An 18,616-nucleotide genomic window follows, 5' to 3' on the forward strand; every position below is an offset into this window, starting at 1 on the left:
TCGCTATTTGTCTTAAATAGTGTTTGCGCATAGTTCTATTCAATCAATTATTTGTCCTGTCTTAGTTTAATGTTAGTTGAGTCAAAGAGAATCGTTATAAGACAGGTATATTTCTGGTATCTTTCTTGGAAGCATCATTAGTCAATGCTTAATAAATACACTCAAGATACATCTGCGAGTGTTGAAGCGTTCAATAGGTTATCCATGGTTACAGACGATTGTCCCTCACAAAAATCTGCGTGTAATAAATCCATCCCTTTGCATCCTGAACGATACCAACCCCGGTTAAATTATATCGACCCTCAATATTTCTTCTATGCCCCCGGCTGGTCAACCATTTCTGCACGACTTGTTTGGGAGGTAGTTTAAAACAGGCAATATTTTCCGCACCGCCTGCAAAGTCAGGAATACTGGCTTTAATATGGGTGACGCGCTTGTCAAAATCCTGATGACCAAATTTCATGTTCTTCTCAGCCATATCCAGACTATGTTGTCTGGCCTCTTTCGAGATATCTTCATTTAACGCTAGATTGTTCAGTCCTTTGGATGCACGGTAGTGGTTGACTTCATCCAGCACCATTTTCTGGAATTGCCTTTCTTTCTCAGGCGATAGGGGCGCAATCGTTGCGAATGATGGTAGACTTAAAAGGAAAGTGAGAATAATCGATGTGATGAGACTTGTAATTTTTTTCATAATACCACCTTGGTAGTGAGAAGGGATGTATTTTAACTTAGTGGTTAAGATATAACCACAGTGGACTGCTATATTTCTTGGATGTTTGGCAATTCTGTATATGAGACTTATCTTTCAAAATTACTGCCTTAGCAGGATTTTTAATTGTTTTAAGCAAATTAAAAGACATTAATTTTTAAAATCATCATAAAATACTGCTAAGGCAGTAATTTTATTCAATTTCAGCTATAAAGTAACTTGTTAAACCTTGAGTAACCTCTGCTACTCTACTTTAATTTCTCGGGCATGGCATTGTTTTAAAATATTAACAGCTTCCTGGGTTTGTTCTTCGGAACTAACCGTGACCCATAAAACATAGCCACCCTTTTTTTCTTGTTCGGTTACTTTTTTCAATTGATGTTTCCTCATATAATTTGCCAGTATGCCTCCGATAATGGCACCAACGATTGCGCCAAGTATCCCATACACTAAATTATCGTGAGGAGAGCGAACATCGCCAATAATAAAAATGGCAATCACAACACAAATAAATACCGGGATGGAAAAAGAAAATCCTAATACCCAGCCAAAGTCATCTCGGAGAAAATGTTCTTTTTTAGGGGGAACCTTACTCTCCTGAATGGTGTCAGGACTGACATAGGGGGAGCCAAATTTGCTGCTCATTTTTTCCGGAGAACCTTGAATACTGATATCATGACGGGCGACTGTTTTTTCAGTCAGTTTATTAATGACGAACTCGAGTCTTTTTTCACTGCCAACGATGGCGCTTACTGTTTTAGTTGGTGTGCTGGCCATTATACTGTCTCCTTGTATCCTGAGTGAAACTCAAAAGAAGAATTTCAACAACTATTTCAATGGGCTATATAGTAAGCATAGCTGTTTTTGAAGGTGTCAAGAGCCTGTAGTCTGGGTTACATGATTCATTTGATATAAGGAAGAGCCTCGTTTTTAGAAAATAGGCGACTATTATTAGATTATATCTGTCAATGGATTTCAGTGTTCCAAGGAGAGAAGATGACTCATGGAAATTACAACGTTGAGCGGCTAAACAGGGGGGAGATGGAGCACCTCATCGCATGGGCGACCAAAGAAGGATGGAATCCAGGGCTTTATGATGCTGATTGCTTTTATCAGGCTGACCCTCATGGTTTTTTTGCAGGAAAATTAGATAATCAAATTATCGCTATGGGCTCTGCAGTAATCTATGATGAACAATTTGCATTTTGCGGTTTTTATATTGTTGATCCAGATTACCGCGGGCAAGGCTATGGTTTGACTCTAACCAGGGCACGTTTGGCCTATGTTGGACAGCGAAATGCAGGGATTGACGGGGTCGTCAATATGGTTGATAAGTATGCTCGCCTGGGCTATAAAACCGCGCACAGGAATGCTCGTTATAGAGGATTCAAATCCCCTTTTATTAGAAAAAATAAATCGCTTGTGCCATTGGGTGAGGTTAACTTCAATTTATTAAGCTATTATGATCGGCAGCATTTTCCTGCGGCACGTGAAGACTTTCTAACATGTTGGATTAATCAGCCTGGAGGATTAAGTCTTGGTTATATAAGCCAGGGAAACTTGTCTGGTTATGGCGTAATAAGGGCTTGCCAAAAGGGGTTCAAAATAGGTCCTTTATTTGCAGATAAGCCTGCTATTGCAGAGGAGCTGTTTGTAAACCTGGTTTCTCACGCACAAGGCAAGGATTTTTATATCGATATACCAGAAAACAATCCACATGCCAGAGAGCTGGTCAGGCGATACCAATTAGAAAAAATATTTGAGACGGCTCGCATGTATTTAAAAAAGCCACCTCAGTTACCTGTTGAGCAGATCTATGGTATTACAACCTTTGAACTAGGATAAAATCATGGCTCGGGATATGGTAGGCTATGGAAGAAATCCTTCCCGGATTCAGTGGCCAGGCAAGGCAAAGCTTGCGATTAATTTTGTGCTTAATTATGAGGAAGGTGCTGAACTCACACCGCTTAATGGTGATAGGTTTTCGGAAGTTTATGGTGGTGAATTTCCTTTAGTGGCCAAACCAGAAAACATGCGCAACCTGAGCATGGAATCTTTGTTTGAGTATGGGAGTCGTGCAGGGGTATGGCGCCTGGTCCGATTATTTGAGAAGGAGCAGATTCCGCTGACTTTTTTTGTAACCGGGTTGGCGTTGGTAATGAACCCGGAATTTTGTGACTATCTAAAAAAATCAAAGCATGAAATTGCCGGACATGGCTGGCGGTGGATAGATTATTCTCAGTTAGCTCGCCATAAGGAAAAAGAGCATATAATCAAGTGCATAAAAACAATTGCAAAATACACAGGCCAGCCTCCCCAGGGTTGGTATACTGGCAGACGGAGTGAAAATACACGCCCGTTGTTATTAGAGATTGGCGGCTTTCTTTATGACTCGGATAGTTATGCTGATGATTTGCCTTATTTTGAGGCTGATCATTTGATTATCCCATATACGTTGGATTGTAATGATTTTCGCTTCTCTACTTCGCCTGGTTTTTCAACAGCCAATGATTTTTATATGCACCTGAAAAATACCCTGGACTTTCTCTATCAGGAAGGAGGACCCGCTCTGATGACTATAGGTTTACATCCCAGAATAAGCGGCAGGCCAGGGCGTTGTATGGCTATTAAACAGTTTATTGATTACCTTAGACAATTTCCTGACATCTGGTTAACTCGTCGAATAGATATCGCCAATCATTTGATTGCGACTTCAGCTCTAGCATAGTTTGGCCAGGCAGGGTTGGAAAGGCAGGAGAGTTTTGCCTTTCCAGATCGGGTTACTGTCCCGTAGCTGTACTGGCTTGTGTAGTTAATGTATCAGGTTGTGAGTTACGGACATTCTGAATGAGCAGCATGGTATTGGTGAGCAGGAGGCGCTCTTGCTGCTGGCGATTTAAATAGAGCTGGTAGTTAATTTCAGCAAGCAGGACGGCAATTTCTTTTTGCATTGTCGCAGCAGAGGCTTGATTAATCTGGCTTAGCCATTGTGTATTCTGTGTACGGTCAGGATTGTAAAGTCGCCAGGTTGCCATGGTAAATTCACTAAGTGCCTGACTTGTTGTGCTGGCTTGGTCCGGGGTGCCGCCAGGGATTGGTTGAGGCATTCTTTTTGACAGGATGTAATAGAGGTTGCTGATTCCAACAGAGCTTTGTGCTGCGTAAATTCTTAAGTTGGTAAGGTAGCTCGCAAGTATTGATTGAGCCCGGAATTGCTCCAGCCTGGTGTAACTGCCGTCTGAATTCAGTGCTTTTACAAACAATGCATCATACTCCTGGCGGTTAGGAAGCGCCATTGGCGCCACAATGCCGGTTGCATAACGGATAAAGTTAGCCGCTTGCTGGGCTTGATTTTGTGCTGTAAGGCCTGCTCCTCCAATAGCAGGAGTAGGGGAGGAGGTGGTAACAGTAGTTGTTTCAGTGGTATACATTAAAGGTGATATCAGACTATTTGTGTTAAGTTGTGAAATAAAGGGCTGGTTGTAATTATAAGTAAAATAGGTTTGCGTATCGGGGATGCGGTTGATGCCAACGACATTTTGCATGACCTGGCTCTCATTTTTGACACCTGATGGATAAGTGCAGGTGGCCAAGGCCGTACCATCGTTATTTAAGCAATAGCTGTAATCAGGCGTTGCTAAAATATTTAATACTGACTGACTGACCGGATCCTCCTGGTAGGTGGGTTGATCGATTAATGGCGAAATTGAAATCTGGGAAGCCGAGGGGCTGGAGTATGCGGAAGAATTAAATGTACTGTTGGCGAAAGCATTGATGGAAGTGTAGGCCTGAACGGTATTAGGGACGAATTGTGTGGTAATCTGGGCGGCGGTGGTGACAGGCAAGGCACCAAAGACACTGTCAAATAATGCGAGCATGACCCCTTGTACTGCTTGTGTTGTCGAGGGAACCAGGTTTTCGCTGACCGTTCTGCCTTCTGCTGGTGCACTGGGATCAACTCTCAGGTTATAGCCCAGATACTGGCCGAGGTTGAGTATGTAAGTTGTGAGCTGACTGAGCGAGTTATCCCATGGGTCATGTTGATTGTTGGGGTAGCCACCCTGTGAGGCAAAGCTTGATGTCATAGAAAGTAAAAGGCCAGATAAAGCCAGGCGTCGACCAAATGATTTCATTATTCTTCCCCTTCAAGAGCACGAGCGACAAGTTTCAAACGATATTCAGAAAAAACACGGGCAAGCAAGCGCAGGCGTTCAAAAACGATGTTTCTTTTGAGAAAAAAACCGGCAGGATCATGGCTGCCTGTGCTGGTTTCTTCTGCATGGATTAAAATTCGAGAAGCACTTCCGGGATGAACTGTATCAATGGCTTGTAGCAGCCGCAGACCCCTGCCGGATTTTATATTGGCAACCAGACGGATAAACGTATCTTCATGGCCTAACGAGCCGATATCGATTTTTTCAATATCGTCCAGCTCATTAGCTAATCGGGTAATTGCCTCTTCTAACTCAGGATTGCCATCCAATGTCCAGTCTTCTACACTTTCCATAAATGTAATGACACGATAAATCATCGGGTCGACATACTCATACCAGTATTGTGCTGAGGCTTCATGACTAAGATCAGGCATTTTTTACTCTTTTTTTACCATTAATGGACTGCGTATAAATAACTACTATAGTATAGTATGAAGAGTAAAAGTCCATTGCCTGAAAGTAAATTTTATGAAAATCAAAAAAAGCACCAAGTTAGTTGGTATTTTCAAACGAATTTTTAATGTACGCGCATGGTTTGATTTTGACCGTTTAAGCGCATTTACAGCTTACCTGGTCGGTGGTTTCAAGACAATGTTTATACCACAAAAACAAACTGGCCAGGGAGAAAGTTTTGAGGCTGCTGTAGCAAGAATGCACCTCAGCGAAAAAGATCTTATTGCCAAGCAGAAAGCGTTATATCGCTTGAGTATTTTGATGTGCGCTGCGGCTGTATTTATTTTTTCTTATTCTCTATATCACCTATATTACGGAACTTACAGGGCCGTTATCGTCAGTCTGGTGCTTACATTAGTTGCCCTGGTCTTAGCCTTTCGTTACCACTTTTGGTATTTTCAAATTAAAGAACGAAAGTTAGGCTGTTCAATAAGCGAATGGTACAGGCAAGGTCTTAAAGGTGATAAGTAATGAATAAAACAATAGTTAGCTTGCTGTGTATTTTATTTCCTTCGCTGGTGTTGGCTTCCGAGGGTACTTTTACCTTTGCACCCCCTCCGCAAGATTATTCTGTGGTTTTTCTGGGTAATATTTTTGGTGTTGTTGATGGGGTTTTACATGGAACAGGTAGCCAGATTATGGGCGCCATGTTTGGTGTCTTTAACTCGGCGGTTCTTGCGCTTGGCGGTATGATCATTATGTACACCCTGTTAGTGTCAACAATGAATACGGCACATGAAGGACAAATGTTGGGGCAAAAGTGGTCGTCTATCTGGGTTCCCATGCGCTCAACACTTGGTCTTGCCTTGTTAATCCCCAAAGCCTCCGGTTACTGTTTGATGCAGATATTTGTCATGTGGATTGTCGTTCAGGGCGTTGGTGCTGCAGACAAGGTATGGGAAGCAGCGTTAAGCTATTTGAATCGCGGGGGCGTTATTGTTCAAACGCAAATGGAATCAGTTAATAACATACTTGGCAATACGGGGTCGGTAGAGGCATCCACTGGAGCCGCCCATATCCTTACCGGACAAATTTGTATGTTAGGGATACAGACAATTTTAGAAAACCAGCGCCAAAGTTACCTTTCCAGTAAAGAAAAGAATTCAGGACCTTGTTCGGGGACTCCTTCTGATGCCATGCAAAAATTTTGTAATACCGCTGTACCTGATTTCCTGAGCTCTGTTAATGCGGTTAATATCCAAAGCCAAAGCACTGTTCCTCCAACTACCGCTACTGTATACGCTGCACCCATGCCCAATTTTGATTCCAGCTCACCTTATGCAATCCTTAATGGTATTTGTGGGCAAATCAGATGGAATCAATTTACCGCTGCCAATGATCTTCACGGCATTCAACTTTCTGCAGGGGAGCTGCAAACAGCGCAAATGTCGAGAGCCATAGCCATTCAGCAAATGTATATGGACCTGTCCAGTATTGCTCAGATTATGATTAGTAATGATCCTAGCCTTAACCCTAAACAGGATACTGACGATACGCAGACCAGGTTCTCAATAAATGCCGTACAGCAGTTTGGTGTTCCCCTAACGGCTGATAATCAACCTTGCGACAGTAATGCGGATGCGACATTCTGTAAGGCTACAGGCTGGGGGCAGGATCCTTCCGGTACCTCCGCACCGCTTTTCAATGGGACGGAATTCCAGGGTGCGGTTCTTGACTACAATGCAATCATGCTACCTACGTTAAACCTGGTCAGTCAGGCGAGTCATGCAAAAAAAGCGCAAGACGAACGCGATTTCATTGCAGAGGCAAATCGTTATGGCTGGATAATGGCAGGCAGTTACTTCTTTAATTTGGCGAAGCTTAATGCCTCTACGGAAGGCAGCGCAAACCAAACCGATGCTGGAAATGGTTTAAGTCAGAGTTCTTCCCTGAAGCCAAAGACACTGCAGACTATCTTTGCCAATAATCAATGCAGCGGAACCTATGGCTTTTTGTGTGAATGGCTAAATAAGAATGACAGTAAAATTCTCGCCTTGATGGGCTTGATTAATGGTGCCAATATGGGAACTGATACAACCAGTTTTCCCCAGCCGCGTGCCAATATCAGTGCTCCAGAATATAAAGTTGCCAGAGGAAGCCTTTCCTCAACAGTTTACGGGTTTATCAATAATTCCATGCTTGTCCAGTTGCCTGGCCAGCCAGGGACAAAACCCCCTGAATTTGATATCAAGTTCAATATTAATATCGATCTTGGGAAGTTTTCCTTACCTTCTATAGATTTTCCTTGTGGAAAACTAAAGATCATGACCTGGAGTACATGCCTGGGTTCAATGATGGCAGATATTTTTTATAACTTTATTATCAAGAATATGTTTAATTTTTTCTTGCATATGGTCACCTCTATTATCAACAGTGTGGTGATGTTGTTTCTCTCGGTGCCATTAATGGGCATTGCCTCTATCTTCAAGACAGGGGTGGCAATTATTGAGCAACCAACCGTTAATCCGGTGATAGCGCTTGCCAATATGGGGGTTAATTACATTAATTTTGCCAATGAGATATGGATTCTTTTATTGACTGTGGCAATCACAACCTCCCTGATCCCTATTTTTGGTTTATTTATCTATGCTCTGATCATGATGGTGTTCCCGCTTCTTTCAGCATGGATGAGCGTGATGTTAAGTATTGGTTTCATCACCGCTTATTATATTCCCTTTTTGCCCTATATGATCTTTACCTTTGGCTCCATTGCCTGGCTGATGGTGGTTATTGAGGCAATGGTTGCAGCACCGATTGTTGCCTTGGGGGTAACCCATCCAGAGGGTCATGAAGCATTCGGTAAGGGTGAGCAGGCGATTATGATCTTGCTGAATGTTTTCCTGCGGCCGTCGATGATGATTATCGGCTACATTGCAGCAATTGCCTTAACTTATGTTTCAGTGTGGGTAATCAACGCAGGTTTTGCCAATGCTATGGCTTTCATTCAGGGAAGTACGTCGGGTACAACCTTCTCAATTCATGGGGGCACATCAGATGCCATGAAGCAGGCTACCCATATTGATACAACCCAGGGTTATACAGGCTGGGCTGGAATTTATGGATTCTTTTTCTCTATTCTCATCTATACCACGATGTACCTTATTGTCGTTCAGCGTTCATTTACTCTAATCACGTCCTTGCCGGATAAAGTATTACGCTGGATTGGGGGGCAGGCTGAAAGTGCCGGCCAAGAGGCTGCTCAATGGGCTGAACAAGGTAAGGAACAGGTGCAGGCTGGTGCTAAATCCACCCAGCAGGCAGCTCAACAGATTGATTCAAAATTGTCAGGTTATGGCCAAAAAGCCATGAGTAAAGCAAAAGGCGCCAAATCTTCTGATATGTCGGCTAAAGGAGGAGGTTCCGGCACAGAATCTACTGCATCACTCCCTGAGGATGCGGCAGAATAAGCCATTAGCCAAAAAAAGAGCAGCTTAGCCTGCTCTTTTTTATAGATGGGGGGTTATATTTGTCAATTCTCCAGTATTGATAATCGAGAAATTTTTTTAAAACGGTTTCAATTTATGCCTGTCTTTCATGTCCTGCTTTACGAGAAGTACGAGCTTATTCGCGCTGGTATTCTTTGGTACCGGCAATGATCAGCTTATAGGTTCTTTCAGTGATTAACCCTTGCTCGAATTTACTGCGCGCATCAACAGTCATCAGTTGGCCTTTTTGACGAACAAGTTTACGGGTCATTGAAGTGACCTCATTGGGATCACCTTCTAACAGAATATCCCGGACTTCCTCATCAAAAACCAGATATTCACGAAGCGCTACACGTTTGCCATCGACTGTAGGAACCAGTTTTTGCCAGATGCAAAGACGAATTGTTTCCAGAATGTCAATCGTGCGGCCAAGCCGCTCTTCACCAGCAAAAGAGGTCACTAAACGACGCATGGTTTCTGCCACACCGGAGGTATGCAAAGTGGTGTAAACAGGGTGCCCTGTCAGTGCCGCTTCAAGTGCGGCGCTGATTGTTTCTGCGTCCCGGCACTCACCAACCATGATTAATCGGGGTTTTCGCCGCAGGGCATTTCGTACGCCATCAGCAAAATCAGGTAAATGGCGTGGTATCTCAGATTGGCTAACCACAGCGGAGATGGTTTCAATTTCATCATAAACAAACTCAATAGGTGCTTCATAGGTTAACACTTTTCGGTTTGACTCTTCTTTTTCTATCAGTTCACGAATAATCGAAGCCAGTAAAGTTGATTTTCCCGAACCTGTTGCACCGGTTATAAATACGATGCCTTCCTGGGGTGCTATTGCCTCGAGAATATTGTCAGGCAAGCCCATGGTTTCCAGTTTGGGGGGTGTAGTAGGGATAGTCCTTAAGGTAATTTGTATTGCATCATGGCCTTCGACAAGACAAGAGGTCGCATTGACCCTATACCGGTAACGCACGCCGCGGTTTGGACGGAACTCATAGTGGGTATCGATATCTTTACCGGATAAAAGCTGGGTGGTAGCGTTAGGGCCATAAATCGCATTAATTAAGTCCCCCAGCTCTGTATTCGACAGCCGCCGATTAGTCATTTTGATTAAACGGCCATAGACCTCCGCGTAAATGGGTTCGCCGGTTTGGATTGTAATATCAGAAGCGCTTAATCTTTCCGCATGCTCCAACATTTTATCCATGAAAACAGGTGAAAAACGGGTGGGTTCATCCGGCATTAAGTTAATGTGCTCACTATTACTGCTCATAGTTCTCTACCAATTAAAAAGTTATCTATTCAGGAGCCTTATGGGAATCCAGACTTATAGCAATCCCAGGGAATAAACACGGCGATTACCTTGTGCTATTCTCTAAAAAATTCCTGCAAATAGAGGGAGTTATTCATTAATCGGGGCAATGACTGGTTGCCATGCCTTACTTGTAATAGTAATTTTAGCGCTTTGTGCCAATTTTTCCATATTTCTGAATTGTTCCAGCGCATCTTCATCTTTGGCAACCGCAGCCACCCATTCCTTACTGTTAACATTAAGTGCAGGCAAGGCAGTTATTCGCAACACCCGGTCATCAATATGAATTTCAGAAGCATCTCCGGTGACCCCCAGGTCAGTATGGGAAACAAAAGGTGGGGATACCATATTCATAGCGAGCAACTTACGATAAAGAATCATACCGGCAAAATCTTCTTTTATACGCGCAACGCTTTCTTCAAGAATAATACTGGCCTGTTCAATACCGTTTCTCCAGCCTTTTTCGACATAATAACACCAGAGCTTTCTCTCCTGTTTGGTTTTTGGCAAAAGCGAGGTATGAGGTGTTTCGGGCTTTTTATAATCCATCCACAAATATTGTCGCCAATTAGGGGGGGTGGTAATAAAACGTGCCTGCTTGGCCACCTTATAGGTGCGATCGGAAATTCGGATGGTTTGCGTGTCAGCCAGATTCAAGGTGTTACGTCCCTCAAGTAACACCGGGGGCAAAATATTATGCTCCAGCACAAGGGCATTAAAATCAAAGACTGCATCAAGGTTGCGGGCCTGTTTAGTGAGGTGTTCGTCAATGATCCTGGCTCGCCAGGCCAATCCGGATTGAGCGCCCAGACTCAAGGCAGTTTCTTTCAGCGCCATTTCTCGAATTTTACCCATATTGGCTTTGCTGCGCGCTTTTTTGCTGTTGACATTGGCCATGGCTTTTAGCCCTGCAAGTGAGCTGGTATCGCCTGTCATCCGATGGGAGGAGCAAGCAACTAACAGAGCCATGCATGTAATTAAAACACTAAGAATAAATTTTGGCATAGCGCAATTCAACGACCTGACTGTTAGGGTAAACATAAATAGAGGCTTTTTTCCCAGCCTGATAATCAATATCACGTAGAATTTCAGCCAGACTTTGATCTTTTGCATTTATACTGATTAGAACTGGAACGGCTGGCTCCTTGCCTAATACCCGCAGACGAAAGTGGGCTGCCCGGGCGATACGTAACGATAATTCTTCAATAGGGCCGGACCAGTCAACAGAAGCACGGGCCTGTAAATTATAGGCATTAGGTATGGTTAATGTGTTGTCTTTCGTTTGTGGGATAATCACTTTTTCAACACGTGCCATTTCCAGCATTGAATCGCTGACAGAAGAGGCTGCCTGAGCGAGTTTAATTGTTGCATCGTCACTGGGATCATTAACAGGGGGTTTCATGTAGATGCCGCCACGACAACCTGCCAGCAGGACTGCTGCGGCAATGAGCACTGCAAATTTGTTGATCATTTCTTTGATTTTACGATGAATAGGCACTGCCTTGATTGAAACAGGAGCCTGACGCCTTGTCAAGGAAAAGAAGCGCCCCTTTAGTGTGTTAACTCTTTTCATAAAGGCCATAGCTCACTTGTCCTGCTTGTTTGAATTTTTTTTCTTTCCAGCAATCTGGATTCAATGAAAGTCTATCAGGGGATTCAGTATAAACCAAGCCACCCTGCACTAATAAATTTGAATGAGCCAATAAATTCAGGCATTCGGGAAGAATATTTTTAGCGAAAGGCGGGTCAAGAAAAATGATATCGAAAGTCTCTTTGCTATTGCGAAAGTAGTCTTCAGCTTGGCCATGAATAACATTTATTGTGGGTGAATTAAATAAGGCTGCAGTCTGTTTCAAATGAGCATAGACCTTTGCTGAGGATTCAATTAGGACTACATGGCTGGCACCACGAGAATGGGCTTCAAAACCAAGGGCACCGCTGCCAGCAAAGGCATCAAGGCAGTTTGCACCGCGAATCTCATGCATTAACCAGTTGAACAGTGTTTCTTTTACCCTGTCTGGGGTTGGTCTTAAGCCTTCGATATCGGGAAAAGAAATTTTCTTGCCCCGATACCTGCCACCAATGATGCGCACAGTCTGTTTCACATTTTCCCCACAGAGACTAATAACATTACGTCAGGTTGTACCTGTTCCTGAAACGCTTTTTTTATCTTCTCGGTGGTAACCGCACTGATATTTGCCATATAGGTATCCAGGTAGTCATCAGGTAAATGAAAAAAGGCGATGCGGAGCAACATGTTGGCAATGTTGTCGTTACTGGCCAGGGATAGTGGAAAACTGCCTGTCAGGTATTGTTTGGCAGCGATAAGTTCCTGTTCATCAGGACCTTGGCGAATAAATTTGCCCAGGGTATCTTCAGTAACCTTTAATGCTGTGCCTGCTTGTTTATTTTGAGTTGACAGGCTAATCAAAAACGGGCCGTCTCCTGGCATGGGCATGAATTGACTGCTCACCCCATAAGTCAGACCTCGTTTTTCTCGAACTTCATTAGCTAACCTTGAAACTAATGCTCCCCCGCCTAAAATATAATTCCCTACTGTCAAGGGAAAATAATCAGGTGTATGGTGGTCAATCCCTATCTGGCCTAATCGTAATACAGTTTGTGAGGAAGGGAAATGAAGTGCTATTTTCTCACTGGTTTTCAATTTTTCAGCTTTGGGAATTGCAGGCGCAGGCTGGCCTTTGGGTAAATGTCGTGTCAATTGCTCTGCCAACTGACGCGCTTTGTTTTCATCAATAGCGCCGACCATAACAATGACTGCATTGGAGCTTACAAAATAGCGTTTATAAAAGTTGCGGATATGATCTATTTCCAGAGCCTTGACACTTTCTTCGGTGCCATTTACGGGGTGTCCATAGGGGTGGTCGCGGTAGAGCGTCTTGAAAAAAGCAATATTGGCGACGTTGTCAGGCGACTCCTGGCTTTGAGCAATCGTCATTAACTGTTGGCTTTTTTCGCGTATAAAGGCTTCCTGGAGAAAATCAGGTTTGCTGATGAGAAGGGTAAAAATGTCGACTGACTGCTTAAGCGCTTCCTGGCTGGTGAGTGTTTTAAGGCTCAACATGACCATATTACGGCTGCTTTCGCCGTTATATTGAGCGCCTGTGTTTGCCAGTTTTTCAGCAATGGCAGTTGCGTCCAGTCCGGCACTCCCCTGGTTCAGTAATTCGGTAGTTAAAGCACTTAGGCCAAATTGCTTGCCATCATAGGCTGAACCGGCAGCAAAGGCTACCTTGATATCAAGCATGGGCACTTCCATGGCTTGGTAAAAAACGATGCGGGCTCCGTTTGCTGTCTGCCATTTTTTAGTGATAAAAGAATTGGCCTGTACCGTTTGTGGCAAGCTGATAATCAGCAAGACTGCGAATGCAAACAAATTTCTCATGCTCTTTCCTCTTGAGGGACAGGGATTAATAATGTTTCTGTTTCGGCATCCTCTTTGAAATATTGCCGGGCTGCCTGCTGTATCTGCTCTGGCGTAACGCTATTGATTCTGTCTGTATAACTGTATGCGGTTTGCCAGCCAAGTCCTATGGTTTCTACTAATCCCAGTTCCATGGCTTGACCGAAGATGGAATCTTTTTCAAAGGTTTTCTGAGCGATAATCTGGGTTTTGACGCGTTGTAATTCTGTTGGACTGACCAGGTTGTCTTGCAGGCTTTCTATTTCTTTGAGCATGGCTGTTTTAAGTTCATCCACAGTACGGGATTGGGAGGGTGTGCCATAAAAAACAAATTGAGTTTGGTAGCGTGAATATAAATTATAATAAACATCCACGCCGCTGGCCACATGGCTTCCACGCACGAGATTTTTGGCGAAGCGGGCGCTTTCACCTGCATCGAGGATGCCGGCAATAATTTCAAGGGCATAAGGTTCCCAGGCGTTTTTTGCAGTTGTCACGCCAGGAACAGTGTAGCCGAATATGAGCATGGGCAATCTGGCCGGAGCAGAAACCTGAACCGACTTCTTGCCAAGCGCAGGTGGCTCTGTTTGTAATTTGCGGACATGGTTAGAGTGCTTTGTTATCTGGCCAAAATAGTGTGAGGCCAGTTGATGGACTTCTTCAGCGTTTACATCGCCAACGACAACCAGGGTTGCATTATCAGGAGTATAAAATTGCTGGTACCAGGCTCTCAGATCATCGACACTCATCTGATATAAATCACTCATCCAGCCAATGACAGGGTGGTGGTAGGGCGGGGTTAGGTGGGCGGCAGCAAGATAGCGTTCAAAGGCCAATGCCTGTGGATTATCGTCTGTGCGTAAACGACGCTCCTCGCGAATAACTTTAATTTCCTTGCTGAACTCTTCCTTTTCCAGCAGTAAATTCTGCATGCGGTCAGCTTCCAGCTTAAAGGCAACAGGCAGTTTGGAAGCGGCTATTTTTTCAAAATAAGCCGTATAGTCATAATTGGTAAAGGCGTTTTCCTGTCCTCCGATAGCAGCAATCGTTTTTGAGAAGACACCGAGAGGATACTGAGGAGTTCCTTTAAACATCATATGTTCCAGTGCATGAGAAACACCGGTCAAACCACCAGGCTCATCCGCTGAACCTACATTATACCATATCATTGAGACCGCTACCGGTGCTCGATGATCTTCTTTTACCAGGACTTTTAAACCATTGTCCAGTTTAAATTCCTGGACCTGGCTGGCAACCTGACAGGAGAAGACAGCCAGGAAGATCATGAAAGCAACACGCATGGATTAACTCCGAAGCAAAAAAAGTGATAGAATTCCACATTTCCTTTGTTTTGTATACTTATGATTAAATGGTTTAAGCGAAATCAGAATGAAACGCAGCCGACTCCCTCATCGGTCAAAGACCCCCTTATACCTGTAGATGTCCCACAGCAGGATGAAGATAAAGAACCTGCCAGACAAGGTTTTTTTTCCCGTTTTAAGCGGGGTTTAACGAAAACACGCCAGCAGTTTGGCGACAGCATTGGCCGTTTATTATTGGGTCGAAAAGAAATTGATGCGCAGTTACTGGAGGAACTTGAAACCATTCTGTTAAGCGCGGATCTTGGAATTGATACCTCACAAGCTATTTTAAAACAGCTTGGTGAAGATCTGGCAAGGGATCAATTAGCTGATGGTAATGCAGTTTTCCAGGCACTTAAAAAACGGCTGGAAGAAATTCTGGCAGGCTGCGAGAAACCCTTGAATCCGCACACTTCTACTCATACCCCCTTTGTTATTTTGACAGTAGGGGTCAATGGCGCAGGGAAAACCACTTCCATTGGCAAGTTAGCCAAATTATTTCAACAGCAAGGCAAGAAAGTAATGCTTGCCGCCGGGGATACCTTTCGTGCGGCAGCCGTTGAGCAGCTTCAGGTTTGGGGAGAGCGGAATCAGATTCCTGTTGTCGCTCAACATACCGGTGCTGACAGTGCCTCGGTAGTTTATGATGCTTTACAGGCAGCAAAGGCTCGTGGTATTGATATCCTCATCGCCGATACTGCCGGGCGCCTGCATACTCAAGGGAGCCTGATGGAAGAATTAAAGAAAGTTAAGCGGGTATTGCAAAAAATTGATCCAGAGGCGCCTCATGAGGTTATGTTGGTTCTGGATGCAAGCATAGGACAGAATGCCCTTAACCAGGCTCGCCAGTTTCATCAGGCAGTCGGACTGACTGGTATAACGATGACCAAACTTGATGGAACCGCAAAAGGGGGTATCCTGTTTGCAATTGCCAATGAATTAAAAATACCCTTTCGATATCTTGGAATTGGCGAAGGAATTGATGATTTACGCCCGTTTGAGGCATCACAATTTGTCAGAGCGATATTTAATGATGATTAAATTTGATCAGGTGAGTAAGCGTTATCCTGGCGGCTTTGAAGCATTAAGTCAGGTTAACTTTGATTTGCAAAAGGGTGAAATGGCTTTTCTTACAGGGCATTCTGGCGCAGGAAAGAGTACCCTGCTAAAGCTAATCGCCATGCTTGAATCCCCCTCCTCGGGTCAGATCATTGTCAATGGCGTGCGCTTGAACCAGTTAAAGAAAAAAGATATTTGCGCTTATCGCAGCAGCTTGGGGATCACCTTCCAATCGCCTAATTTATTAACTGACAGGACAGTTTTTGATAATGTGGCCTTGCCACTCCAGATTCATGGTTGCAGCCCCCAGATGATAACTAAAAGAGTCCATGCTGCTCTTGATATGGTTGGCTTGCTAACCAAGGAAAAAATGCTCCCGGTTCATTTGTCTGGCGGGGAGCAACAGCGAGTGGGTATTGCTCGTGCCGTGGTGCATAAACCTGCCTTGCTTCTTGCCGATGAGCCCACCGGCAATCTTGACCCTGGCTTGTCAGCAGAAATTATGAAACTGTTTGACCAATTCAGCCAGGTTGGAGTCAGTATCCTGATTGCTACTCATGATTTGGCGTTAATTGCCGGTATGAAACGGCGCATTTTAATGCTGAAAGGGGGGCGGATGTGTTAAAAGAGCTTCGTTTATTAATTTCCTACCATATTCAGGCAGCAAGTAATAGCCTTAATCTGCTTTGCCGTAAACCGATGGCCACTATGATGACAGTCATTGTTATTGCCATTACCTTAACTCTACCGGCACTATTTTGGGTTTTCACCGATAACCTGCAGAAACTGTCGGGCAATTGGCAACGTAGCGGCCATATTTCCCTTTATCTTAAAACCTCGCTGTCTTCTGCAGAAGAAATCTCGGTGCTTGAGCAGGTACAGAACACAGAAGGAGTAGGAAAGGCCAGTTTAAAGCCTGCGGCAGAAGGGTTAGCTGAGCTGCAAGAACAGGAGGGAATGCATGATATTATGCGTTATTTGCCGGAAAATCCTTTGCCAGCGGTTATTGAGGTGATTCCTGCGTTAGCATTCAATAAACCCTTTCAGATAGAGCAACTATATATTAAACTAAAATCATATCCACAGGTAGAACAAGCCAAGCTGGATATGGAGTGGATAAGGCGCCTCCATGCAATCCTTGGTTTTGTGGCCAAGGCGGCACATGCTGTAATGACCTTGTTGGCTTTCGCTGTAATTTTAGTCATTGGTAATACTTTGCGCCTCGCTATCCACAATCGACATGAAGAAATTCAGGTATTAAAGTTAATCGGTGCAACCGATCCCTTCATAGCCCGGCCTTTTTTATACTCTGGTATCTGGTATAGTCTGGCTGGTGCCATATTGGCAGTGCTGTTTGTTAATATCTTTATGTTAAGTTTTGCTGTGGCGATAAAACAATTGGCTTCCGTTTATCAGATGCGTTATCCGATGATGGGATTAACAGTAAAACAGGCTTACTTGTTAGTATTGGCTTCCATTATATTAGGGTGGGTGGGTGCCAGGTTGTCAGTCAAGCGGGAACTTGCTTCTATTGAACCTTATAATTAGGTATAATGGCCTGCGTTTTTACTAAACTTGCTTTGATTGAAATCTTCATGGTGTTGGTAATTGGAGGATGTATATGAATCAGCAGTTACAATTGGCGTCATTTAATTTGCCTATCGGCAGTCTTGATGCTTATATCCATCGCGTTAATCAAATCCCGATGCTGTCTGCTGAAGAGGAATATAATTATGCTGAGCGCTTTCAGACCGAAGGTGATCTGGATGCTGCGCGCTATTTGGTTCTTGCTCATTTACGTTATGTGGTACGGGTTGCCCGGGGGTATTTAGGTTATGGTTTGCCGCTTAATGATTTAATCCAGGAAGGTAATATCGGCTTGATGAAAGCAGTAAAACGATTTGACCCGAAAATAGGTGTTCGTTTGGTATCCTTTGCTGTTCATTGGATTAAAGCTGAAATCCATGAATTTGTTTTACGTAATTGGCGTATTGTTAAGATTGCCACCACTAAAGCGCAACGAAAGCTATTTTTTAACCTAAGACAAATGAAAACCCGTTTAGGCTGGTTTAACAGCGAAGAGGTTGATGCTGTTGCCAAAGACTTGGGTGTAAGTCGTGAGGATGTTTTGCTCATGGAGCAACGCCTTAATGCTATGGATGCTTCTTATGATGCCCCGGTTTCTGATGACGACGATGAGGCATTTAAATCGCCTGCTCATTATTTACATGATGTGAATAATGATCCGGCTTATTTGATTGAGAAAGAAGTCAGTGGTGAACATGGACGGGAACAGTTATTTCTTGCCTTGGAACAATTGGATGAGCGTAGTCAAGACATCTTGCAACAGCGTTGGTTGGCAGATGAAAAGGCTACTTTGCATGATTTGGCGGATAAGTATGGGGTATCTGCTGAACGCGTCCGCCAACTTGAGAAGAATGCCATGAAAAAACTTCGCCAATATATGGAAGAAGTGGCTTAAATCAACCAAGGGCGCCTGCCCTGGTGTGAAGTTTAGCGGATAATTAAACTGCGGTTGAAGATAGTTAACGGTAGCCCGGATGGAGCGCCAGCGAAATTCGGGGCATATGTTTACTATCAAGCTCGGATCGCTGGCGCTCCATCCGGGCTACAATTTTCAGGAAAAAAC

The 18,616-nt window shown here is 44.0% G+C and carries 18 protein-coding genes; 8 read left to right on the plus strand and 10 right to left on the minus strand.

Annotated elements, in window-relative coordinates:
• Positions 1-208: 208 nt before the first annotated feature.
• Both E1O65_RS06960 and E1O65_RS06965 read right to left on the minus strand, forming a co-directional pair.
• Positions 209-694, minus strand: a complete 486-nt coding sequence (locus E1O65_RS06960; protein ID WP_242601553.1) for a CAP domain-containing protein — start codon at positions 692-694, stop codon at positions 209-211.
• 261 nt (positions 695-955) lie between these two features.
• Positions 956-1,489, minus strand: coding sequence for a hypothetical protein (locus E1O65_RS06965; RefSeq protein ID WP_133132872.1), 534 nt, complete (start codon positions 1,487-1,489; stop codon positions 956-958).
• Between the two features lie 219 nt (positions 1,490-1,708).
• Here E1O65_RS06965 and E1O65_RS06970 point away from each other — a divergent pair, with 219 nt between their 5' ends.
• Together E1O65_RS06970 and E1O65_RS06975 are read left to right on the plus strand one after the other, a co-directional pair.
• Positions 1,709-2,557 (plus strand): GNAT family N-acetyltransferase, encoded by an 849-nt coding sequence (locus E1O65_RS06970; protein WP_133132873.1) that lies wholly within the window; start codon positions 1,709-1,711, stop codon positions 2,555-2,557.
• Between the two features lie 4 nt (positions 2,558-2,561).
• Positions 2,562-3,440 (plus strand): polysaccharide deacetylase family protein, encoded by an 879-nt coding sequence (locus E1O65_RS06975; RefSeq protein ID WP_133132874.1) that lies wholly within the window; start codon positions 2,562-2,564, stop codon positions 3,438-3,440.
• A 52-nt stretch (positions 3,441-3,492) separates the two neighbouring features.
• Here E1O65_RS06975 and icmX read toward each other — a convergent pair whose 3' ends face one another.
• Together icmX and icmW are read right to left on the minus strand one after the other, a co-directional pair.
• Positions 3,493-4,845 (minus strand): type IVB secretion system protein IcmX, encoded by a 1,353-nt coding sequence (gene icmX / locus E1O65_RS06980; protein WP_133132875.1) that lies wholly within the window; start codon positions 4,843-4,845, stop codon positions 3,493-3,495.
• The gene (icmW, locus tag E1O65_RS06985; RefSeq protein ID WP_133132876.1) at positions 4,845-5,300 is read right to left on the minus strand and encodes a type IVB secretion system protein IcmW; all 456 of its coding nucleotides are present in this window, start codon (positions 5,298-5,300) and stop codon (positions 4,845-4,847) included. The genes icmX and icmW overlap by 1 nt, the downstream gene beginning before the upstream one ends.
• A 94-nt stretch (positions 5,301-5,394) precedes the next feature.
• Between icmW and icmV the strand changes: the two genes are divergently transcribed.
• Both icmV and dotA read left to right on the plus strand, forming a co-directional pair.
• Positions 5,395-5,850, plus strand: coding sequence for a type IVB secretion system protein IcmV (icmV, locus tag E1O65_RS06990; protein ID WP_133132877.1), 456 nt, complete (start codon positions 5,395-5,397; stop codon positions 5,848-5,850).
• Positions 5,850-8,786, plus strand: coding sequence for a type IVB secretion system protein DotA (gene dotA / locus E1O65_RS06995; protein WP_133132878.1), 2,937 nt, complete (start codon positions 5,850-5,852; stop codon positions 8,784-8,786). The genes icmV and dotA overlap by 1 nt, the downstream gene beginning before the upstream one ends.
• A 154-nt stretch (positions 8,787-8,940) precedes the next feature.
• Here the strand turns inward: dotA and dotB are convergent, their stop codons facing one another.
• From dotB to E1O65_RS07025, 6 genes are all read right to left on the minus strand, one after another.
• Positions 8,941-10,053, minus strand: a complete 1,113-nt coding sequence (dotB, locus tag E1O65_RS07000; protein ID WP_165474926.1) for a Dot/Icm type IV secretion system ATPase DotB — start codon at positions 10,051-10,053, stop codon at positions 8,941-8,943.
• Positions 10,054-10,212: 159 nt separating this feature from the next.
• Positions 10,213-11,127, minus strand: coding sequence for a type IV secretion system DotC family protein (locus E1O65_RS07005; RefSeq protein ID WP_133132880.1), 915 nt, complete (start codon positions 11,125-11,127; stop codon positions 10,213-10,215).
• A complete protein-coding gene (gene dotD, locus E1O65_RS07010) occupies positions 11,108-11,695 on the minus strand; it encodes a type IVB secretion system lipoprotein DotD (protein ID WP_242601554.1) in 588 nt (195 codons plus the stop codon). Before dotD ends, E1O65_RS07005 begins: the two co-directional genes overlap by 20 nt.
• Positions 11,682-12,227: a 16S rRNA (guanine(966)-N(2))-methyltransferase RsmD gene (gene rsmD / locus E1O65_RS07015; protein ID WP_133132881.1), complete on the minus strand. Its 546-nt coding sequence runs from the start codon at positions 12,225-12,227 to the stop codon at positions 11,682-11,684. The genes dotD and rsmD overlap by 14 nt, the downstream gene beginning before the upstream one ends.
• Positions 12,224-13,528 (minus strand): pitrilysin family protein, encoded by a 1,305-nt coding sequence (locus E1O65_RS07020; RefSeq protein WP_133132882.1) that lies wholly within the window; start codon positions 13,526-13,528, stop codon positions 12,224-12,226. Before E1O65_RS07020 ends, rsmD begins: the two co-directional genes overlap by 4 nt.
• Positions 13,525-14,847 (minus strand): pitrilysin family protein, encoded by a 1,323-nt coding sequence (locus E1O65_RS07025; protein WP_133132883.1) that lies wholly within the window; start codon positions 14,845-14,847, stop codon positions 13,525-13,527. The genes E1O65_RS07020 and E1O65_RS07025 overlap by 4 nt, the downstream gene beginning before the upstream one ends.
• Before the next feature lie 60 nt (positions 14,848-14,907).
• On the opposite strand from E1O65_RS07025, the gene ftsY reads away from it, so the two are divergent.
• The 4 genes from ftsY (at position 14,908) to rpoH (ending at position 18,448) form a co-directional block, all read left to right on the plus strand.
• A complete protein-coding gene (gene ftsY, locus E1O65_RS07030; RefSeq protein WP_133132884.1) occupies positions 14,908-15,948 on the plus strand; it encodes a signal recognition particle-docking protein FtsY in 1,041 nt (346 codons plus the stop codon).
• Positions 15,941-16,591, plus strand: coding sequence for a cell division ATP-binding protein FtsE (ftsE, locus tag E1O65_RS07035; RefSeq protein ID WP_133132915.1), 651 nt, complete (start codon positions 15,941-15,943; stop codon positions 16,589-16,591). The genes ftsY and ftsE overlap by 8 nt, the downstream gene beginning before the upstream one ends.
• On the plus strand, positions 16,585-17,514 hold the full coding sequence (gene ftsX / locus E1O65_RS07040) for a permease-like cell division protein FtsX (protein ID WP_133132885.1): 930 nt from the start codon (positions 16,585-16,587) through the stop codon (positions 17,512-17,514). The genes ftsE and ftsX overlap by 7 nt, the downstream gene beginning before the upstream one ends.
• Positions 17,515-17,587: 73 nt before the next feature.
• Entirely contained in the window at positions 17,588-18,448 is an 861-nt protein-coding gene (gene rpoH, locus E1O65_RS07045) for an RNA polymerase sigma factor RpoH (protein ID WP_133132886.1), read from the plus strand.
• Positions 18,449-18,616 lie beyond the last annotated feature (168 nt).

Source organism: Legionella sp. W10-070, assembly GCF_900640175.1.
GTDB lineage: Bacteria > Pseudomonadota > Gammaproteobacteria > Legionellales > Legionellaceae > Tatlockia.